This is a genomic window from Pseudomonas sp. DY-1 (genome assembly GCF_003626975.1).
Taxonomy (GTDB): Bacteria; Pseudomonadota; Gammaproteobacteria; order Pseudomonadales; family Pseudomonadaceae; genus Metapseudomonas.
Genome location: NZ_CP032616.1, coordinates 437,701 through 457,428, shown reverse-complemented (window position 1 = coordinate 457,428; position 19,728 = coordinate 437,701). Strand labels below are relative to the sequence as shown.

Sequence of the window (19,728 nt, the reverse complement as noted above, 5' to 3'; positions counted from 1 at the left end):
AACGTTTGTATTGGACCAGCCTTAGGTGCTGGATATAATGCGCCGGCTCAGGTCAGGGATCGAGCCTAGCCCTCCAACACAAAATATCGAAGAGCCTTGAGGAGATTGACTGTGGAACGCGAATACATGGAATTCGACGTCGTCATCGTCGGCGCCGGCCCCGCTGGCCTGTCCGCCGCGTGCCGACTGAAGCAGAAGGCCGCGGAAGCTGGTCAAGAGATCAGCGTATGCGTGGTCGAGAAGGGTTCCGAAGTCGGCGCCCACATCCTCTCTGGCGCCGTATTCGAACCGCGAGCCCTGAACGAACTCTTCCCTGACTGGAAAGACCTGGGCGCTCCGCTGAACACCCCGGTAGCCCGGGACGACATCTATATGCTCAAGGATGCCGAGTCCGCGATCAAGGTTCCCGGCCTCTTCGTGCCCAAGACCATGCACAACGAGGGCAACTATATCATTTCCCTGGGCAATCTCTGCCGTTGGCTGGCCCAACAGGCTGAAGGCCTGGGCGTGGAGATCTACCCGGGCTTTGCCGCCCAGGAAGCGTTGATCGACGAGAACGGTGTCGTTCGCGGCATCATCACCGGCGATCTCGGCGTGGACCGCGAAGGGCATCCGAAAGAGGGTTACTACACCCCTGGCATGGAACTGCGCGCGAAGTACACCTTGTTCGCCGAAGGCTGCCGTGGCCACATCGGCAAGCAATTGATCAAGAAGTACAACCTGGACTCCGAAGCCGACGCCCAGCACTACGGTATCGGCATCAAGGAAATCTGGGACATCGACCCGGCCAAGCACCAGCCCGGCCTGGTAGTTCACACCGCTGGCTGGCCGCTGAATGACGAGAACCCGGGCGGTTCCTTCCTCTATCACCTGGAAAACAACCAGGTCGTAGTGGGTCTGATCATCGACCTGTCCTACAGCAACCCCTTCCTCTCGCCGTTCGACGAGTTCCAGCGCTACAAGCATCACCCGGTCATCAAGCAGTACCTGGAAGGCGGCAAGCGCGTTGCCTATGGCGCCCGTGCCATTTGCAAAGGTGGCTTGAACTCGCTGCCGAAGATGGTCTTCCCGGGCGGCGCCCTGATCGGCTGCGACCTCGGCACCCTGAACTTCGCCAAGATCAAGGGCAGCCATACCGCTATGAAATCGGGCATGTTGGCCGCCGAGGCCGTTGCTGCTGCACTGGCCGCCGGCAAGGAAGGTGGTGACGAGCTCACCGGCTACGTCGATAGCTTCAAGTCCAGCTGGCTGTATGACGAGCTGTTCCGCAGCCGTAACTTCGGTGCTGCGATCCACAAGTTCGGCGCACTGGCGGGCGGTGCCTTCAACTACATCGACCAGAACTGGTTCGGCGGCAAGATCCCAGTCACCCTGCGCGACAACAAGCCCGACTACGCCTGCCTGAAGCCGGCCGCAGAGTCCAAGCGCATCGAGTATCCGAAGCCGGACGGCAAAATCAGCTTCGACAAGCTCAGCTCGGTATTCCTCTCCAACACCAACCACGAAGAGGAACAACCCTGCCACCTTAAGCTGGCCGACGCGAGCATCCCGATCGCCAAGAACCTTCCGCTGTACGACGAACCGGCGCAGCGCTACTGCCCGGCCGGCGTGTACGAAGTCGTGACTCAGGACGACGGCGCCAAGCGCTTCCAGATCAACGCCCAGAACTGCGTCCACTGCAAAACCTGCGATATCAAGGACCCGGCCCAGAACATCACCTGGGTTGCACCGGAAGGTACCGGCGGCCCGAACTACCCCAACATGTAAGCAGGCACGAAAAAGGCTCCTTAGGGAGCCTTTTTCATTTCCGTCTTCCGCCTAATCCGGCAATGGCCCGATGGAGAAGAATTCCCCACCACTCCAGACGCCCAGCCAAGTGATGCCATCGATCTCGCGCGGCACGGCCAGATCCACCAACTCGTAGAAGACGTTGCGATGGATCAGCGCTTCCAGGTTTGTCCGTACAAGGACATAGGGAGACGGTTCTTGGGTTTGCGGGTCGAGCTCGACGCGTAGCGGATGGACAGCACCGGCTACTACCTCGTCGTCAACGTTGGTGACGAAGCGCAGCTTTTGCTCTTGCCCCGCCCCCTCTACCCTCAACTCGACCGCAACAAAAGGTGCGTCATCGACCTTAATGCCAACCTTCTCTACCGGAGTGACCAGGAAGTAGCCCTCGCCATCCCTGCGGATCACGCTGGAGAACAGCTTTACCATAGGCTTGCGTCCGATGGGCGTGCCCAGGTAGTACCAGGTGCCATCGCGAGCGATGCGCATGTCGATATCACCGCAAAACGGCGGGTTCCACAGATGAACGGGCGCACCGCCCGGTTTGTCGCCCAGGGGTATCTGCGCCAGCAAGTCACCGGCTTTGCCGGGATCGTTCATTTCAAACTCCTCAACGACTGAGACCGATCAGGCTGCGAGCATACTCCTCCAGCGGTGCCCCGATCAGGTCTTCGGGTTTCTCGTCGTAAAACGTCAGAAAACCGCCACGATTGCGGATTCGGGCAGTATCCACCAGATAGCGTGTATTGGTCTCGATCAGCATCAGTTGGATCACGCCTCGGTCGCGGCCGAGCCGATCCAGCGCTTCCTCGTCTTCCCACTCTTCGACGGTACCGATGCGATCGTCGGCTCTGGCGAATCGCGCGTACAGCAAATAATGCGCCCCTACGGCACGCGCCTGGCCCATAGCCTCTTCCAGACCGGCAGGGCCTTTGGCACGACGCACCATGGGGAAATACTCGACGAAACCGTTGAAGGCCTCTTCAGCGACCACATTGGGTCGCGGATAGGCGGAACCGGGAGGGACGAAGTAGCCCTGGGCGATGTAGATGAAGGAGTCCGCCTGCAGGCGCCAGGGACTGGCGCGACGGGTTTCGCTGTGGTCCAGAAATCCGGCATCACTCAACTGTTCGCGGGTGCCTTCCGCCATGTCACTGACCTTCATGCAGCCCGCCAGGCCGAGAATCGCCAGCAACAGAATCATGCTACGCATCGTGTGTCCTCCAGGTGCCGGCGACGTAAAACCGACAGATGGAGAACCAATGCAGCTTCCGCGCCATCAACCGCCAATGATCTTCATCACCGTGACGCCACCAGAGAACGCAAGGTCCTGCTTGTCGGCCAGCGCCTTGACCAGCAACCGCTGCAAAGCAGGCAGCGCTTCGTGACGAGGCTTCTCCAGCAGATCGCCGACGTAATGACGATTGCTCGACGACAGGCAGCCGTGCAGCCAACCAGTAGAGGACAGACGCAGACGCGAGCAAGTCCGGCAGAAGGGTACGCTCTCGTTGGCGATCACACCGAAATGGCCCTCGCCCGGCACCCGATAACGCAGGGCAGTGGCATCCAACGGCGCGCTGGCCTGAACGAACTCGTGGGAAGTTCGGATCAATGCCAGCAGCTCTTCCAGGCCGACGAACTGCTGATGGAAACCGTTGGGGTCGCGGGCCAGGTGGCCCATGCGCATCAGCTCGATGAATCGAAGCTCGAAGCCCCGCTCCAGGCAATAGTCCAACAGCGGCAATACCTGATCAAGGTTCTTGCCACGCAGGGGGACCATGTTGATCTTGATCTTCAGACCCGCCGCCTTCGCCTCGTCGAGCCCACGGAGAACTGTGGTCAGGTCGCCGCCACGGGCGATTTCACGAAACGCGCCAGCGTCGAGGGTATCGAGGGAGATGTTCAGACGGCGTATCCCGCAATCGAGCAGCAGGGGTAGCTTGCGGGACAACAGTTGGCCGTTGCTGGTCAGGCTTATGTCTTCAAGACCGAGTTTGCTGACTGCGCGGAGGAAAGGATCGAGCTTGGGACTGACAAGCGGCTCGCCGCCTGTGATACGCAGACGCTCGATGCCAGCCGCCTCGATGAGATAAGCCACGCCGCGCACCATAGCCTCGGCCGATAGCTCATCCTGAGCGGCTACCAGCCTCTTGCCGTCCGGCACGCAATAGGTACAGGCGTAATTACAGGCGGCGGTCAGGCTGATTCGCAGATTGCGGAAACGCCTGCCTTGGCGGTCGACGATCATGGGACGCTCCGGCATTTGGTACACCGGAGTATATCCCTGCGGTTGGCCCGGCACATATCCGGGACCGCGTTATAGGCGCTCTGAATGCGTCAGCCGGCGGGCGACTCGCTTTCGCGCTTGCGCTTGTTGCCCATGCGTACGCCGATGTCCATCAGGAACTGGAAAAAGCCTTCCTGATCCTCCAGGACATTGCTCCAGAACGGCGAGTGGTAGAGCGCGACGGCGCCATGCACCAAGGCCCAAGCGGCGCAATAGTGGAAGTACGGCGGTACGTCTTCCAGTTTACCTTCGGCGATGCGGCCCTTGATCAGCAGAGTCAGGCGCTCGAAGTTGGACGCGCGGATCTTGTGCAACTGCTCGACCATCTCCGGCACCTGGCTGTTCTTCACCACCTTTTCTTCAAGGCGGTCGAACAAGCGATAGCGCTGCGGGTCGCGCATGCGGAACTCGAAGTAGGCGCGCGACAGCGCTTCCTTGTCGCGATCCACGTCTGCCGAATGGAACAACGCATTCAGGTCTCGCTCGTAGTCGAGCATCAAGCGCAGATAGATTTCTGCCTTGGACTTGAAGTGCTTGTAGATGGTGCCTTTGCCGATACCCACTGCGTCAGCGATCATCTCGACGGTAACGCTGTCTTCGCCCTCTTCCAGGAAGAGCTTGAGGGCGGTGTCGAGAATTTCCTGCTCGCGGCGGCGGAACTCACGGACTTTACGGGGTTCTTTCTGCATAAAGGGACTGTGGGGTCAAAAATCAAGCCGCGTATTATGCCTATCTGGCGTAAAAATGCACGGATCATCCGACTATGAGCTTATTGCAAGATGAGTTTGCCCACGCCGATGGGCTCCGCTATCTCAACCATGCTGCGGTTGCGCCCTGGCCCAAACGCGCGACTCGTGCGGTCCAGAGCTTTGCCGAAGAGAACTGGCGACTCGGTGCAAGGGATTATCCGGACTGGCTCACCGTGGAGCGTCGCCTCCGAGAACGCCTGGTCAGACTATTGAACTCACCGACCACGGCTGATCTTGCACTGGTCAAGAATACATCGGAAGCGCTGTCTTTCGTTGCCTTTGGTCTGGACTGGGCAGCGGGTGATCAGGTCGTCATCAGTGATCAGGAGTTCCCTTCCAACCGCGTTGTCTGGGAAGCCCTGAAACGCTACGGCGTGGAAACCGTCCAGGTGTCGCTGGAAGGAGCCGATCCAGAAGGCGCGCTGCTCGCCGCATGCGGCCCGCGCACCAGGCTGCTCTCGATAAGCGCCGTGCAATACGCCAGCGGACTCCGCCTGAATCTGCACCGACTCGGCCATGAATGCCGCCGGCATGGCGTACTTTTCTGCGTCGACGCCATCCAGCAGTTGGGTGCCCTGCCCTTCGACGTCCAGGCCATTGATTGCGCCTTCGCCATGGCCGACGGTCACAAGTGGATGCTCGGACCTGAAGGACTCGGGGTTTTCTATTGCCGTAGCGATCTACGTGAACAACTGAAGCTCCATGAGTACGGCTGGCACATGCTTGAGCATCCCGGTGACTACGAGCGCGTCGACTGGGAGCCGTCCCGCACCGCGCGACGTTTCGAGTGTGGTAGTCCCAACATGCTCGGCGCGATGGCGCTGGAAGCGAGTCTGTCGTTGCTGGAAGAGGTAGGCATGGAGCAGGTTGCTGTGGCGATTGCCGAGCGCGTGCAATGGTTGCAGGACGGATTGGCGAATATCCCCGGCACGCAGCTGTTGAGCCCACTGAACCCAATGCGCCGCGCAGGCATCCTCAGTTTCCGCCTGGACGGCTGGGACAACCAGAGGCTGTTCGAACGGCTCCGCGCCGAGCAGGTGGTCTGCGCCCAGCGTGGAGGTGGAATCCGTTTCTCGCCGCACTTTTACACCGAACCTCGTGTAATAGACGAGACGCTTGCGCTCTTACGCCAGATGGCAGACGCATGAGGACTCAGCCGGTCCCGGTGTATTCCAAATAGGTTTAAGAAACGCCACCGTGCTGTCTGGACGCATGGGGATATTGACCGATACTTCTCTTACTGGCGTGCGGCATCTCCCCCCAAGTGCCCAGCCAGTCGAGGAACCGTGGATCGCGTTCCTTTGTTTTACTCCTAATGGTCTTGACCCGGATTCATCCCCCAGAACCCGGGTTTTTTTTGTGCGCGACTTTTTCCGACCGTCTTCCAGAAGCCTTTCAACCACGCCGTGCGAGAGGGAACAGACGCAGATAGTTTTCGCTGGTCTGCTCTGCGAATGTATCGAATGGAACCCCGCGCAAGTCAGCCAGAAACTCCGCCACCTCACGTACGTATTCCGGCAGATTGGGCTTGCCACGGTATGGCACGGGCGCGAGATAAGGCGAATCAGTTTCCACCAGCAAGCGATCCGCCGGGACCTGAAGCGCAACTTCTCGCAAAGCGCTGGCATTGCGGAAGGTGACGATACCAGACAGAGAAATGTAGAAGCCGAGATCCAGTGCGGCACGCGCCATGTCCCAATCTTCGGTAAAGCAATGCAACACGCCAGCCTGCGGCAGCGCTGCCTCACGCAATAGCGCAAGGGTATCGGCGCGAGCTTCGCGAGTGTGCACAATCACTGGTTTGCCGGTGACTTTCGCGGCCTCCAGATGCAGACGGAAAGCTTGCTGCTGAAGCTCGGCGGCGTCGGGTTCGTAGTGATAATCCAGGCCTGTCTCGCCGATAGCCACGACCCGCGGGTGCTCCAGCTCGCCCAGCAACCACTCCAGCGCCGGGGAGTCGCCGGGCTGCAAATCAAGAGGGTGAACACCAACCGAGCAATGCACGTCATCGTAGCGCTCGGCCACGGACTTCACGGCGGCGGCGTTGTCGGCACTCACCCCGATGCAGAGGAACTGAGAGACACCACGGGCACGGGCGGCGTCGAGAGCGGCGTCAAGGGATCCACCGTGAGCGCCCAGATCGAGGCGGTCCAGATGGCAATGGGAGTCGATCAGCATGGTCAGGCTCCAGGCGCAGGCGCCAAGCTTCAAGCCTGTCGCTTTCAGCCCGGGCCCGGCGGCCGGTTACATCGTATGGGTGGGACGGTCGGACTTGAGGGCGCCAGCGAGATAGGTCTCGATCTTGTTGCGCGCGCCACTGTCGCCATCATTGAACTGGACGCCAATGCCCGCTGCGCGGTTGCCCTGGGCGCCCTTGGGAGTGATCCAGACCACTTTGCCAGCGACTGGAATCTTCTCCTGCTCATCCATCAGGTTGAGCAGCATGAATACTTCATCGCCGAGCTTGTAGGTCTTGTTGGTCGGAATGAACAGGCCACCGTTCTTGATGAATGGCATGTAGGCGGCATACAGCACGGACTTGTCCTTGATGGTCAAGGACAGAATCCCGTTACGCGGGCCCAGGTTCGGCGGCAGGCTCATACGGTTTTCCTGACAAGCTGGTTCAGCCACCGATTCTAGCCCGGCCCGGGTAGGCTTGCCCACTGGACCAGAAGAGCTTCGAGAAGCAAGACACGGTTGAGGTTGGCCTTGTTGAGGACTTTCTGACGTTGTTGCAGCAGCCAGTCCTGCATCGCCAAGACCTTCTGTTGTGGGGCCTTGTCCGCCAGGTACTGAACCACCTTGCGCATATCGTTGAGCCCAAGCCCCGCTTCGTCACGAGTGAGCTGGTAGCGCAGCATCAGTTGCGCCCAATCGCAAAACCAGTCGAACAACAGCGGTAAAGGCACAGCGTTCCAGCCTTCTGCCAATTGGCTGGCACCCACCTGGTGCTTGAGCAGCTTCTTCACCCCATCCACAACTTCGGCACGCTGGGAACGTACACCTTGCCCTTCCAGACGTAGCGCCGAAAGCGGAGAGCCACCGGCAAGCACCAGCAGCTCCCTCAATTCCTCCGGTGGCGCATCAGGCAATGCCGAATCCAGCCAAGCCAGGCTCTGCGCCTCACTGGGCAATGGGCAGGCCTGCTGTACGCATCGGCTCTTGATGGTCGGCAGCAATCGGCTGGGCTGGTGGCTGATCAACAGTAGAACGGTATCGCCGGAGGGTTCCTCCAGGCTTTTGAGCAGTGCATTGGAGGCGTTGAGGTTCATCGACTCGGCCGGCTCCACCAGCACCACCTTGCGCCCACCTAGCTGCGCGGTCTGGACAACGAATCCCACCAGCTCGCGAACCTGGTCAACGCGGATCGCCTTGTCCGCTTCCTCCGGTTCGAGTACGAACGCGTCAGGATGTGTACTGGCCGCCAGCAGCATGCAAGCCTTGCATTGGCCGCATGCGTCGAGCCCGGCAGGGCTCTGGCACAGGAGGCGCGCCATCAGGCGCTCGGCTAGGGCGCGCTTGCCAATACCGGATGGTCCATGCAGCAGATAGGCGTGGGCATGACGCGGACGGCCTGCCAACTGCTGCCAGATCGCTGTTTGCCAGGGATAGGCGTCAGCCATTGCAGCGCACCAGCAAATCGGGAAGCAACTTATCGAGGTTGGCCTGGACTTCCGCCAGCGACAGCGACGCGTCGACTACCTTGTACCGCTCCGCAGCGGCCTGAGCGCGCTGCAGGTAGGTTTGCCGAACGGCTTCGAAGAAGCTGCGCTGTTCCTGCTCGAAACGATCCAGGCGGCCACGGGCGGCAGCCCTGCTCAAGCCGATTTCCACCGGCAGGTCGAAAACCAGAGTCAGGTCCGGACGCAGGTCACCCTGGACGAAGTTTTCCAGCAAGGCGATACGCTCACTGGACAGGCCACGACCACCGCCCTGATAGGCATAGGTAGCATCGGTGAAACGGTCGCAGAGCACCACCGCACCACGCGCCAGAGCCGGCTTGATCACACCTTCCAGATGCTGGGCACGAGCCGCGAACACCAGCAGCAGTTCGGTGTCGACGCCCATGGCTTCTTCGCTGGGGGTCAGCAAGAGTTCGCGGATACGCTCAGCAAGCGGCGTACCACCTGGCTCACGAGTCAGTACGACCTCAACGCCATGGCTGCGCAGGCGCTCTGCAAGATACTCGCGATTGGTGCTTTTTCCGGCGCCTTCCGGGCCTTCCAATGTGATGAACAGACCGCTCACTGGGTGTCCTTATTCATTGCGGGGTCGGGCTGGAGCGGTAGTCGCTGCGGCGCTTCATTTGGAAGTCACGCACGGCCTGGTTGTGCTCGCCCAGGGTCTCGGAGAATACATGGCTACCATCGCCTCGGGCGACGAAATAGAGGCTCTTTCCTGCCGCGGGATGCAGCGCGGCATGAATGGCTTCACGCCCGGCGAGAGCAATGGGGGTTGGCGGCAGACCGCTGATGACATAGGTGTTGTAAGGCGTCGCCTCGCGCAGGTGGTCGCGGGTCAGGTTGCCGTTGTAGCGCTCGCCCAGGCCATAGATGACAGTCGGGTCGGTCTGCAGCAGCATGCCGCTGTTCAGGCGGCGCACGAACACGCCGGCAATCTGCCCGCGCTCAGTGGGAACGCCGGTTTCCTTCTCCACCAGGGACGCCATGATCAGCGCCTGGTAGGGGTCGTTATAGGGCAATCGGTCCGCCCGCTTGCTCCACTCCTCGGCGAGCACCTGGTCGAGACGATCCCGCGCCTGTTTCAGCAGGTCGATGTCGCGCGTGCCGCGCACGTAACGATAGGTATCAGGGAAAAAGCGGCCTTCCGGGTACTCGCCGGGGCGCCCGAGTCGAGCCATAACTTCAGCGTCACTGACATCGACCAGCGTTTGCTCCAGCTTGGCCTGTTTGGCCAAGGCCGCACGGACCTGACGGAAGTTCCAGCCTTCCACCAGCGTCAGGCTGTACTGCACCACATCACCTTGTTGCCACAGTGCCAGCAGGTCGGCGGCGCGCATTCCCGGCGTCAGTCGATACTCGCCACTGTGCAGGGACTCGTTGGCTAGATTGAAGCGCCAGTATTGGCGTAGCCAGAACGCATTGTTAAGAACCCCTTCCGCTTCCAGCCGGTTGAGCAGGCCACCGGGCGTGGCTCCAGTTGGTACTTCCAGCATCCGCTCGGCGGAGATGTTCAGGGGTTGCTCGAGGGTGACGCGCTGCTGCCAGCCGGCAAAGGCTACCAGCAGACCAGCAAGGAGCAGGCCTGCTTCCAGCATCAGCAGGAATTTGCGTATCACGTATCAGATATCCAGTAGATCGCGGGCGATGGCCTGAAGTTTACGGGTCAGCGGCCCGACCGGCCAGTGATGCGCTGTTACAGAACGCACCGGCCAGATACCGAAAAGGCTGTTGCAGAGGAAAACCTCATCCGCTTGGAGAAACTCGTCGTAGTCAACATCCCGCACTTCGGCCTGGAGGCCTTCGGCCTTGGCGCTGTCCAGTAGTGCAGCTCGCATGACACCCGCGACCCCACAACGAGAGAGATCAGCGGTGACGAGCGCGCCTTTACGCACCATGAAAAGGTTACTGAACACACCTTCGATCACACGACCAGACAGGTCGCGCATCAAGCCTTCGGCGTGCTGAGCATCCTGCCACTCGGCACGGGCCAAGACCTGCTCCAGCCGGTTGAGGTGCTTGAGGCCAGCCAGCAGAGGCTGCTCGGCAAGACGAGTGGCGCAGGGAAAGAGCCGGACCCCCTGCTCCGCATTGCCCGCAGGGTAAGCCGGAAAGGCAGCACTCTGCAGAATCCGCCGGGGCAAGGCTACAGGCGGCGGAGCATAGCCACGCAAACCCTCGCCACGAGTGACTATCAGTTTGGCGACGCCTTCGCCCAACCCGGCCGAGAAGGTCATCAACTCCGTGCGCATCAACTGCAGGTCAAGAGGAATACGCAGGCGTCGGCAGCCGTCAGCGAGCCGCGCCATGTGGTACTCGAGAAGCGGAGGGCGACCGCCACGCACGGCGATGGTCTCGAAAAGCCCATCGCCGTAGGCCAGACCGCGATCCTTGATGGACAGCGATTCGGCTGGGTGGCCGTCAACCCAATTCGGCATCAGCCCGCGAACCGGCGGAACACCAGGGAACCGTTGGTGCCACCAAAGCCGAAGGAGTTGGAGAGAACGACATCGATGGGCATGGACCGCGCTTCGTGTGGCACGAAGTCGAGGTCGCAACCTTCGTCCGGCTCGTCCAGGTTGATAGTCGGCGGCGCCACCTGATCGCGCAAAGCGAGGATACTGAAGATCGCTTCCACGGCACCGGCCGCACCCAGCAAATGGCCAGTCATGGACTTGGTGGAACTGACTGCCAGCTTGTAGGCATGCTCACCGAACACCGACTTGAGCGCCATGGCTTCGGCCACGTCACCGGCCGGAGTCGAGGTACCGTGGGCGTTCACGTACTGCACCTGATCGGCATTCAAGCCAGCATCGCGCAGGGCGTTGCTCATGCAACGTGCAGCACCGGCGCCATCTTCCGGCGGCGAAGTCATGTGATAAGCGTCGCCACTCATCCCGAAGCCGATCAGCTCGGCGTAGATAGTCGCGCCACGGGCCTTCGCATGCTCCAACTCTTCAAGCACTAGCGCACCGGCGCCGTCGGAAAGCACGAAACCGTCGCGCCCTTTGTCCCAGGGACGGCTGGCACGGGTCGGGTCGTCGTTGCGAGTCGACAGCGCGCGAGCTGCGCCGAAACCACCCAGACCCAGGCCACAGGCAGCCATTTCAGAACCACCTGCGACCATCACGTCCGCCTCGCCATAGGCGATGTTACGTGCGGCCATGCCGATGCAGTGGGTGCCAGTCGTACAGGCGGTGGCAATGGCGTAGTTCGGCCCCTGGATACCCAGGTGGATCGACAGGAAACCGGACACCATGTTGATGATCGAACCCGGCACGAAGAACGGCGAGATACGGCGCGGTCCTTGCTCATGCAGGGATTTGCAGTTGTTCTCGATGTTCGTCAGGCCGCCAATCCCGGAGCCCATGGCCACGCCAATACGCTCACGATTGGCATCGGTAACTTCGAGACCGGAGTCACGCACGGCCTGGAAGCTCGCGGCAAGACCGTACTGGATGAACAGGTCGAGCTTGCGCGCCTCTTTGGCCGACAGGTACTCCTCGACATTGAACCCCTTGACCGAACCACCGAAGCGAGTGGAATAGGCGGACAGATCCATATGTTCGATAAGGCCAATGCCACTGCGGCCAGCCAGAATTCCCTGCCAGGTGCTCGATACATCGGTACCCAGCGGCGACAGCATGCCAAGGCCAGTGACCACGACGCGTCTACGCGACACAGCGATCTCCTTCTTCAATCTCTACACGGCGGTTGATTCGGATAAACAGACTGTTGAAAAGCCCGGCAAGCAACGCGCAAACCGCAGATTTTCAACAATCGGCTTAAAGAAAAGCCGCACGCCCAATCGGGTCGTGCGGCTTTTCCGCGTCGGGGAACCGACGACTACATTACTGCGCGTGGGCGTTGATGTAGTCGATGGCTTCCTGAACGGTGGTGATCTTCTCGGCTTGCTCGTCCGGGATCTCGGTCTCGAATTCCTCTTCCAGAGCCATCACCAGCTCAACGGTGTCAAGGGAATCGGCGCCCAGGTCTTCAACGAAGGAAGCGCTGTTGGTGACTTCGTCTTCTTTGACGCCCAGTTGCTCGGCGACGATTTTCTTGACGCGTTCTTCGATGGTGCTCATACCTTGTTTTCACTCCTATGGAAAAATCCGTGCAGCTGGGGCTGCAGTGTATAGAAAGGGTTTTCCGCATTTCAAGCAGAACGCCTGAACCCCTTCAGGATCGCCGCAACGAAATGTCTATAACCCGACTGCACTTATATAGCGAATTCTAGACAGCCCATATGACATCTTCCTGAAGGGATTCGTCACATTCAGCTCATGTACATACCGCCATTGACCGGAACGGTAGCACCGGTGACATAGGCAGCGCCGTCGGAAGCGAGGAATCCCACCACCTTGGCGATCTCTTCGGCCTGGCCCAGGCGACCCAACGGGATCTGGGTCAGCAGCGCATCGCGCTGGGCTTCCGGCAACTCACGGGTCATGTCCGTGTCGATGAAACCAGGAGCTACCGCATTGACGGTGATCGCACGGGAACCGACTTCACGCGCCAGGGCGCGACTGAAACCTTCCAGGCCAGCCTTGGCGGCTGCGTAGTTGGTCTGGCCGGCATTGCCCATGGCGCCTACCACCGAGCCAATGTTGATGATGCGCCCCCAGCGAGCCTTGGTCATGCCACGCAGGACGGCCTTGGACAGGCGATACAGGCTGTTGAGGTTGGTGTTGATGACGTCGAACCACTCGTCGTCTTTCATACGCAGCATCAGGTTGTCACGGGTGATGCCGGCGTTGTTCACCAGGATCAGCGGCTGCCCCAGGTGCTGCTGGATGTGCTCCAGGGTACTGGCGACCGACTCATCATTGCTGACGTCCAGAACCAGACCGGCACCTTCGATTCCGTTGTCCTTGAGGAATTCGGCGATACGCTCGGCACCGGAAGAGGAAGTCGCAGTGCCGATCACCACGGCGCCCTGACGGCCCAGTTCGAGGGCGATAGCCTGGCCAATGCCGCGGCTCGCACCGGTGACCAATGCCACCTTACCTTGCAGACTCATAGGTCTTCTCCTTGTTCAGGCCAGCGCAGCACGGGCGGCTGCGAAAGCATCAGGGGTATCCAGATTGTGGGTGTTGACACCCTTCACACAGCGCTTGTTCAGGCCTGACAGCACTTTGCCCGGACCGCATTCGATCAGATCGGTAACGCCGCGCTCGGACAGGCTGACCATCGACTCGACCCAACGAACCGGGCTGTAGAGCTGGGCCAACAGGTCACGCTTGAGTTCGCCGAGATCAGCCACCACGGCGGCACTGACGTTCTGCACCAGCGGAATTTGCGGAGCCTGCCAGGCCAGCGCGTCGACGGACTCGGCAAAGCGCTCGGCAGCCGGCTTCATCAGTGCGCAATGAGAAGGCACGCTAACCGGCAGAGCCATGGCGCGCTTGGCTCCACGAGCCTTGCAGGCCTCGATGGCGCGCTCGACAGCGGCAGCGGCACCGGCGATCACCACCTGGCCGGGCGCATTGAAGTTCACTGCACTGACCACTTCGCCCTGGGCAGCTTCCACACATGCGGCCAGCACGTCGGCATCTTCCAGACCCAGGATGGCGGCCATGCCGCCCTGCCCTGCCGGAACGGCCTGCTGCATCAGCTGACCACGACGCTCCACAAGTTTCACCGCATCGGCGAAGCCCAGGCTGCCGGCAGCCACGAGCGCGGAGTATTCACCGAGGCTGTGGCCGGCGACGTACGCTGGGCGCGCACCACCCTCAGACAGCCACAGACGCCATAGGGCGATGGACGCAGTGAGAATGGCCGGCTGAGTCTTGTCGGTCTGATTGAGCTGCTCTTCCGGACCTTGCTGGGTCAACGCCCAGAGGTCATAACCGAGCGCCTCGGAGGCTTCGGCGAAGGTATCCAGGACCAGCTTCTGCTGGCCCCCCTGCTCGGCCAGCATGCCCAGAGACTGGGAGCCCTGACCGGGAAATACGAAAGCGAGGGATGCGGACATTGATTGAGGTCCCTTATCTGGCGGTATAGGGAGATTGACGCCTGGCATAGCCAAGCGCACGAAACTGACATTTGGATGACAGGCTGCCGGTAGCGGTCACATCCTACAGCAACAGATGTTCCAGTCGGCCGTGGAGGCGCTGCGGCAGATTCTCGCGGACCTCGATCATCGCGCGACGAATGGCGCTCTGAAAGCCTTCCGAGCCAGCCGAACCGTGACTCTTGATAACGATACCCTGCAGCCCCAGGAAGCTTGCTCCATTATGGCGCGCAGGGGTCAGATCGGTACGAAGGCGACGCAGCAATGGCAGGGCCAGCGCGCCCACCATGCGCGAACCGAGGCTCTCGCTGAACAATGCTTCCATCCGAGTGGAAATCATCGAGGCCAAACCCTCGCTGGACTTGAGCAGAATGTTGCCGACGAAGCCGTCACAAACCACCACGTCAGCTTCACCACGATAGAGACCATCGCCCTCGATGTATCCGATGTAGTTGAGGCCTTCGGCTTGCTGCAGCAGGTTCGCCGCCAGCTTCACTTGCTGGTTGCCCTTGATGTCCTCGGTGCCGACATTCAGTAGCGCGACACGCGGACGAGGAGTACCGAGGGCCTCAGCTGCAACCGCACCCATCACGGCGAATTGATAGAGATGCTCGGCGCTGCAGTCGACATTGGCACCCAGGTCGAGCAGATGGCAGTGGCCCCGCGCCGTAGGAATGGCGCTAACCATGGCCGGCCGATCGATTCCAGGCAAAGTCTTCAGCACGTAGCGCGACAACGCCATCAGAGCACCGGTATTGCCTGCACTGACGCAGGCCTGAGCCCGACCATTGCGCACAAGATCGAGGGCCACACGCATCGAAGAGTCAGGCTTGCCGCGCAAGGCTTGTGCAGGGCGCTCATCCATGGCGATCACTTCACTGGCATGCTCGATTTGCAGGCGCAGGCGATCGGCCGCAGGAATGCGGGCAACGAGCTCTTGTAGAAGGGGGGCTTGGCCGACGAGAACCAAGTGAAGCGAGGGGAATTCAGCCAGACAGGCGACGCTGGCTGGAACAATGCAGCGGGGACCGTAGTCCCCGCCCATTGCATCAATCGCGATGATCGAGGCGGCCAAGGATTACTCGGCAGCGCCCTTGTCGATCACTTTGCGACCACGGTAGAAACCGTCCGGGGAAACGTGGTGGCGCAGGTGAACTTCACCAGTGCTCTTCTCTACGGACAGGGCGTTGGCTTCGAGGGCGTCGTGGGAACGACGCATGTCGCGTGCCGAGCGGGATTTTTTGTTCTGCTGAACAGCCATAATCAATTAACTCCTAAACGTTTGGGTCACGCTTTAACTGCGCCAGTACGCTGAACGGGTTGGACCGCGGAACCTCGTCCTTGCTCGGCTCGGGCTCGTTGGCGCCCGCCGGCTGCTGGCAATCTTCAGGGTCATGGGCCGGAACTATGGGCAGGGCGAGCAACAGCTCATCCTCGACCAGAGTCATCAGATCCAATGGATCCTCACCCACTTCCAGCACGTCATAGCCCTTCGGCAGCGACTGACTGTCCGCCCCCTCCCTCACCACGGCGTAATCACACTCGCTATGGATGTTCAGGGTGACCAGCTCTAGACAACGCTGGCAAACCATCTTGACCTCGACGTCAATCCGGCTATGGATAACGACAGCGCGACGCTCTTCACGAGCGAACGCGAGGCTCGCATGGATGCTGCCCGCGTTGTCCGCTAGGGGATCGCAGAGTCGCTCCAGACTGGCGAGCGCAATGTCACCCTCAAGAGTGACTTCGCGGTCCGCAAGCTTTCGCGGATCTACATGAGGTGGAATCGGCCCATTCAACATAGGCGCGACATTCTAGGGACGAGCCCCTGCCCTGTCAAAAGAAATTCCGCATTGTCCACGTGCGACGGGCCTCTATAGAATTTCCCGCCTCTACGACCGGAGATCGCCATGCTGCCCCTGGTGCTTGCATCCAGCTCACCTTATAGACGCGAACTACTCGAACGCCTGCGCCTGCCTTTTACCTGGGGCGCACCCGCCATCGACGAAAGCCGCAAGACCGACGAATCCGCCGAACAGCTCGTACGCCGACTGGCACTTGAAAAGACCAAGGCTCTTGCCAGCCAGAACCCCAACCATCTGATCATCGGCTCCGACCAGGTCGCAGTGCTAGGCGACCAGATACTCGGCAAGCCTCACAATTTTGAACGCGCTCGCGACCAACTGCTGGCAGCCAGCGGCACCAGCGTCAGCTTCCTGACCGGCCTGGCCCTGATGAACAGCGCTACCGGCCACTTCCACGTGGACTGCGTGCCCTTCACCGTGCATTTCCGCGAGCTGGACGCTGCACGCATCGGCCGCTACCTGGAAGCCGAACAACCCTATGACTGCGCCGGCAGCTTCAAGGCAGAAGGACTTGGCGTCAGCCTGTTCCGTGCGACTGAAGGCCCGGACGCCACCAGCCTCGTCGGACTGCCTCTGATTCGACTCGTGGACATGCTGCTCGCCGAAGGCGTACAGATTCCCTGACTCCCATATAGAAGGAAGAAAGCCCGGCTTCTGGCCGGGCTTTCCTTTGGGGCGCTATAAGCTTCAACGCAAGCTCGGCCCCTGGAACCCCATCCAAAGTGCCAGTCGCTCGGCGACACTAGCACCGAACTTTTTCGAGAAGCGATCGAAAGGCGACTCCTGCACGGTGTAGTCAACAACCTCCTTCGCCCCAATCACCTCGCGCGCCACGAAACTGGTATTGCCGAGCTTATCCACCAGCCCAAGCGCCAGCGCCTGCTCACCCGACCAAACCAATCCACTGAAGAGCTCGGGATTGCCATCGACCTTCAGCCGATCACCACGCCCCTTCTTCACGCTTTCGATGAACTGCTGGTGAGTGGTATCCAGCACGCCCTGCCAAAACTGGGTTTCCTCAGGTTTCTGTGGCTGGAACGGATCCAGGAACGCCTTGTGCTCGCCGGACGTATAGACGCGACGCTCAACACCCAGCTTGCCCATGGCGTCGACAAAGCCAAAGCTCGCCGCAGTGACGCCGATGGAGCCAACCAGGCTAGCCTTGTCGGCATAGATTTCGTCCGCCGCACTGGCGATGTAGTAGGCACCGGACGCACCAAGGTCGGTGATCACGGCATACACCTTGATGCCCTTGTGTTCCGCACGCAGCCGACGAATCTCGTCATAGACGTAACCGGATTGCACCGGACTGCCACCCGGACTGTTGATCCGCAGCACGACCCCCTTGGTCTTCGGGTCTTCGAAAGCCGCACGCAGCGCGGTCACGATATTGTCAGCGCTCGCCACCTCTTCATCAGCGATCATTCCACGGACCTCTACCAGCGCCGTGTGCTCCTGGCCGCGCGCAGCGCTCTTCTGCAGATCGAATGCCGGCGAGAACAGCGCAAGGGCAATAAACAGATAAACAAAGGTCAGCGACTTGAAGAAAATACCCCAACGCCGGGCACGACGCTGCTCCTGGATACCCGCCAGTACAGCCTTCTCCAGCAACTGCCAGCTCTTCTGTTCAGCCTTGTCGGCAGCGGGTTCTTTCCATTCGTCAGACATAAAGCTCCACCTCTCGGAATTGCCGGCTCAGGTCACCTTCCAGCCAGTGACGCAGCTCTTCAAAACGCTCGATCGCCAGCGTGGGCGATTCCTTGAGCAACTCAACAAGCGGCTGGGCACCGTAACCCACCGCCACGGAATCCATCCCGGCCCGATGAGCCATACGCAGATCGAAGGGAGAATCCCCCACCATCACCGCCTGCCCAGCAGCCACCCCACAATGCGCAAGGATTTCATGCAACATGCGCGGATCAGGCTTGCTCGCAGTTTCGTCAGCGCAGCGGGTGATATCGAAGTAATCCAACCAGCCACGCCCGGCCAGCACATGCTCCAAGCCACGACGACTCTTACCGGTAGCCACCGCCAGACGATAGCCCTGCTCACGGAACACCTCCAGCGCCTCCGCCACCCCATCGAACAGAGGTGAAGGCTGGCACTCCAGCACGCTGTAGTGTTCGCTATAACGCTGCCGGAATGCATCTATGCACCGTGGATCATCAAGCTCCGGATAGAGCGTAGCGATCGCTTCCGGCAAACCGAGACCGATGATGCCCTTGATAGCGACATCATCTCGCCACGACAGCCCGGAAACGTCTGCCGCCACGCGCATGGATTCGACAATGCGGGCGATGGAATCAACCAACGTGCCGTCCCAGTCGAAGATCAGCAACTGGTAATCAGACACCTAGACGCTCCAGGGTTTTCTGCCACATCTCATCGACCGGAGCCTCCAGCTTAAGCTCGCCCCCATCAGGGAGGCTTATAGCCAGGGAGTGCGCGTGCAGGAACAGGCGCTTGCCGCCCAGTTCGCGAATTTCACGCGTGAAATCCTCATCGCCGTACTTCGGATCACCGGCGATGGAATGGCCAGCGTGCTTGGCGTGCACTCGAATCTGGTGAGTACGCCCGGTAATCGGACTGGCTTCCACCAGAGTGGCGAACTCCCCGAAACGGCGCACGACGCGAAACTCGGTAAGCGCGTCCTTGCCCTCCGGATTCACCTCGACCATGCGCTCGCCGGAACGCAGATTATTCTTCAGCAACGGCGCACTGACCTTCTTCTTCGAGGTTGGCCAGCTTCCGCGTACCAGCGCCAGGTAACGCTTATCGACACCGTCGCCACGCAATGCCTCGTGAAGGTGGCGTAGCATGCTGCGCTTCTTGGCGATCATCAGAAGTCCGGAGGTATCGCGATCAAGGCGATGCACCAGCTCCAGATCCTTGGTTTCTGGGCGCAACTGACGGAAGGCTTCGATCACGCCGAAGCTGAGACCACTTCCTCCATGCACTGCAATGCCAGCCGGCTTGTTCAGCACGATCAGCGCCTTGTCTTCGTAGACGATCGCACTCTCCAGCCGCTCCAGCAGACTTTGGGCCACTGGGGCCGGCTCATCCGGCTCGGACAGACGCAAAGGCGGAACGCGGACGATGTCGCCCGCCTGGAGCTTGTACTCCGGCTTGATCCGTCCCTTGTTCACGCGGACTTCGCCCTTGCGAAGGATGCGATAAATCAACGTCTTGGGCGCACCCTTCAACTGAGTGCGTAGGAAATTGTCAATGCGTTGGCCGGCATATTCCGGCGCAACCTCAAGCAGCTGGACGCCGGAGGTTGGAGAGGCAGGAGTGTTCATTTGCGCATCATAACAATTTTTTATGGATTTGAAGCACTTAATGA

At 60.5% G+C, this 19,728-nt stretch carries 23 protein-coding genes; 3 read left to right on the top strand and 20 right to left on the bottom strand.

Annotated features, from left to right (window positions below; translation table 11 throughout):
• The first annotated feature begins 111 nt into the window (after positions 1 to 111).
• The gene (locus tag D6Z43_RS02380; RefSeq protein ID WP_120650123.1) at positions 112 to 1,767 is read left to right on the top strand and encodes an electron transfer flavoprotein-ubiquinone oxidoreductase; all 1,656 of its coding nucleotides are present in this window, start codon (positions 112 to 114) and stop codon (positions 1,765 to 1,767) included.
• A 51-nt stretch (positions 1,768 to 1,818) separates the two neighbouring features.
• Here the strand turns inward: D6Z43_RS02380 and D6Z43_RS02375 are convergent, their stop codons facing one another.
• The 4 genes from D6Z43_RS02375 to D6Z43_RS02360 form a co-directional block, all read right to left on the bottom strand.
• The gene (locus D6Z43_RS02375) at positions 1,819 to 2,388 is read right to left on the bottom strand and encodes a DUF1285 domain-containing protein (protein WP_120650122.1); all 570 of its coding nucleotides are present in this window, start codon (positions 2,386 to 2,388) and stop codon (positions 1,819 to 1,821) included.
• 10 nt (positions 2,389 to 2,398) lie between these two features.
• On the bottom strand, positions 2,399 to 3,001 hold the full coding sequence (locus D6Z43_RS02370; protein WP_120650120.1) for a DUF4823 domain-containing protein: 603 nt from the start codon (positions 2,999 to 3,001) through the stop codon (positions 2,399 to 2,401).
• A 66-nt stretch (positions 3,002 to 3,067) separates the two neighbouring features.
• The gene (locus tag D6Z43_RS02365) at positions 3,068 to 4,036 is read right to left on the bottom strand and encodes a GTP 3',8-cyclase MoaA (RefSeq protein WP_120650118.1); all 969 of its coding nucleotides are present in this window, start codon (positions 4,034 to 4,036) and stop codon (positions 3,068 to 3,070) included.
• Between the two features lie 89 nt (positions 4,037 to 4,125).
• Positions 4,126 to 4,764, bottom strand: coding sequence for a TetR/AcrR family transcriptional regulator (locus D6Z43_RS02360; protein ID WP_004422328.1), 639 nt, complete (start codon positions 4,762 to 4,764; stop codon positions 4,126 to 4,128).
• A 74-nt stretch (positions 4,765 to 4,838) separates the two neighbouring features.
• Here D6Z43_RS02360 and D6Z43_RS02355 point away from each other — a divergent pair, with 74 nt between their 5' ends.
• A complete protein-coding gene (locus D6Z43_RS02355) occupies positions 4,839 to 5,972 on the top strand; it encodes an aminotransferase class V-fold PLP-dependent enzyme (RefSeq protein WP_120650116.1) in 1,134 nt (377 codons plus the stop codon).
• Between the two features lie 247 nt (positions 5,973 to 6,219).
• Here D6Z43_RS02355 and D6Z43_RS02350 read toward each other — a convergent pair whose 3' ends face one another.
• The 13 genes from D6Z43_RS02350 to D6Z43_RS02290 form a co-directional block, all read right to left on the bottom strand.
• Positions 6,220 to 7,002, bottom strand: coding sequence for a TatD family hydrolase (locus tag D6Z43_RS02350; protein ID WP_120650115.1), 783 nt, complete (start codon positions 7,000 to 7,002; stop codon positions 6,220 to 6,222).
• 66 nt (positions 7,003 to 7,068) lie between these two features.
• Positions 7,069 to 7,425, bottom strand: coding sequence for a PilZ domain-containing protein (locus tag D6Z43_RS02345; RefSeq protein WP_028627861.1), 357 nt, complete (start codon positions 7,423 to 7,425; stop codon positions 7,069 to 7,071).
• Positions 7,426 to 7,460: 35 nt separating this feature from the next.
• Entirely contained in the window at positions 7,461 to 8,447 is a 987-nt protein-coding gene (locus tag D6Z43_RS02340) for a DNA polymerase III subunit delta' (protein ID WP_120650113.1), read from the bottom strand.
• The gene (tmk, locus tag D6Z43_RS02335; RefSeq protein WP_120650111.1) at positions 8,440 to 9,072 is read right to left on the bottom strand and encodes a dTMP kinase; all 633 of its coding nucleotides are present in this window, start codon (positions 9,070 to 9,072) and stop codon (positions 8,440 to 8,442) included. The genes D6Z43_RS02340 and tmk overlap by 8 nt, the downstream gene beginning before the upstream one ends.
• A gap of 13 nt (positions 9,073 to 9,085) precedes the next feature.
• Positions 9,086 to 10,123 (bottom strand): endolytic transglycosylase MltG, encoded by a 1,038-nt coding sequence (gene mltG / locus D6Z43_RS02330; protein ID WP_174235566.1) that lies wholly within the window; start codon positions 10,121 to 10,123, stop codon positions 9,086 to 9,088.
• Positions 10,124 to 10,126: 3 nt separating this feature from the next.
• On the bottom strand, positions 10,127 to 10,942 hold the full coding sequence (pabC, locus tag D6Z43_RS02325) for an aminodeoxychorismate lyase (protein ID WP_120650109.1): 816 nt from the start codon (positions 10,940 to 10,942) through the stop codon (positions 10,127 to 10,129).
• The gene (fabF, locus tag D6Z43_RS02320; protein ID WP_120650107.1) at positions 10,942 to 12,186 is read right to left on the bottom strand and encodes a beta-ketoacyl-ACP synthase II; all 1,245 of its coding nucleotides are present in this window, start codon (positions 12,184 to 12,186) and stop codon (positions 10,942 to 10,944) included. Before fabF ends, pabC begins: the two co-directional genes overlap by 1 nt.
• 169 nt (positions 12,187 to 12,355) lie before the next feature.
• Entirely contained in the window at positions 12,356 to 12,592 is a 237-nt protein-coding gene (gene acpP / locus D6Z43_RS02315) for an acyl carrier protein (RefSeq protein WP_016493661.1), read from the bottom strand.
• 191 nt (positions 12,593 to 12,783) lie between these two features.
• The gene (gene fabG / locus D6Z43_RS02310) at positions 12,784 to 13,527 is read right to left on the bottom strand and encodes a 3-oxoacyl-ACP reductase FabG (protein WP_120650106.1); all 744 of its coding nucleotides are present in this window, start codon (positions 13,525 to 13,527) and stop codon (positions 12,784 to 12,786) included.
• A 15-nt stretch (positions 13,528 to 13,542) separates the two neighbouring features.
• Positions 13,543 to 14,481: an ACP S-malonyltransferase gene (fabD, locus tag D6Z43_RS02305; protein WP_120650105.1), complete on the bottom strand. Its 939-nt coding sequence runs from the start codon at positions 14,479 to 14,481 to the stop codon at positions 13,543 to 13,545.
• Between the two features lie 103 nt (positions 14,482 to 14,584).
• Positions 14,585 to 15,595: a phosphate acyltransferase PlsX gene (plsX, locus tag D6Z43_RS02300; protein WP_120650104.1), complete on the bottom strand. Its 1,011-nt coding sequence runs from the start codon at positions 15,593 to 15,595 to the stop codon at positions 14,585 to 14,587.
• A gap of 3 nt (positions 15,596 to 15,598) precedes the next feature.
• Positions 15,599 to 15,781, bottom strand: a complete 183-nt coding sequence (rpmF, locus tag D6Z43_RS02295) for a 50S ribosomal protein L32 (protein ID WP_044870244.1) — start codon at positions 15,779 to 15,781, stop codon at positions 15,599 to 15,601.
• A 13-nt stretch (positions 15,782 to 15,794) separates the two neighbouring features.
• Positions 15,795 to 16,322: a YceD family protein gene (locus D6Z43_RS02290; protein ID WP_120650103.1), complete on the bottom strand. Its 528-nt coding sequence runs from the start codon at positions 16,320 to 16,322 to the stop codon at positions 15,795 to 15,797.
• Between the two features lie 108 nt (positions 16,323 to 16,430).
• On the opposite strand from D6Z43_RS02290, the gene D6Z43_RS02285 reads away from it, so the two are divergent.
• Positions 16,431 to 17,009, top strand: coding sequence for a nucleoside triphosphate pyrophosphatase (locus D6Z43_RS02285; protein WP_120650102.1), 579 nt, complete (start codon positions 16,431 to 16,433; stop codon positions 17,007 to 17,009).
• Positions 17,010 to 17,072: 63 nt separating this feature from the next.
• On the opposite strand, the gene sppA is transcribed toward D6Z43_RS02285, so the two are convergent.
• From sppA to rluC, 3 genes are read right to left on the bottom strand one after another with little or no spacing between them, the layout of a single operon-like run.
• Positions 17,073 to 18,053 (bottom strand): signal peptide peptidase SppA, encoded by a 981-nt coding sequence (gene sppA / locus D6Z43_RS02280; protein WP_120650101.1) that lies wholly within the window; start codon positions 18,051 to 18,053, stop codon positions 17,073 to 17,075.
• Positions 18,046 to 18,738 carry an HAD-IA family hydrolase gene (locus D6Z43_RS02275; protein ID WP_120650100.1) on the bottom strand — a complete coding sequence of 231 codons (693 nt, stop codon included), beginning with the start codon at positions 18,736 to 18,738 and terminating at the stop codon, positions 18,046 to 18,048. Before D6Z43_RS02275 ends, sppA begins: the two co-directional genes overlap by 8 nt.
• Positions 18,731 to 19,684 carry a 23S rRNA pseudouridine(955/2504/2580) synthase RluC gene (gene rluC, locus D6Z43_RS02270; protein WP_120650099.1) on the bottom strand — a complete coding sequence of 318 codons (954 nt, stop codon included), beginning with the start codon at positions 19,682 to 19,684 and terminating at the stop codon, positions 18,731 to 18,733. The genes D6Z43_RS02275 and rluC overlap by 8 nt, the downstream gene beginning before the upstream one ends.
• Positions 19,685 to 19,728: the final 44 nt, after the last annotated feature.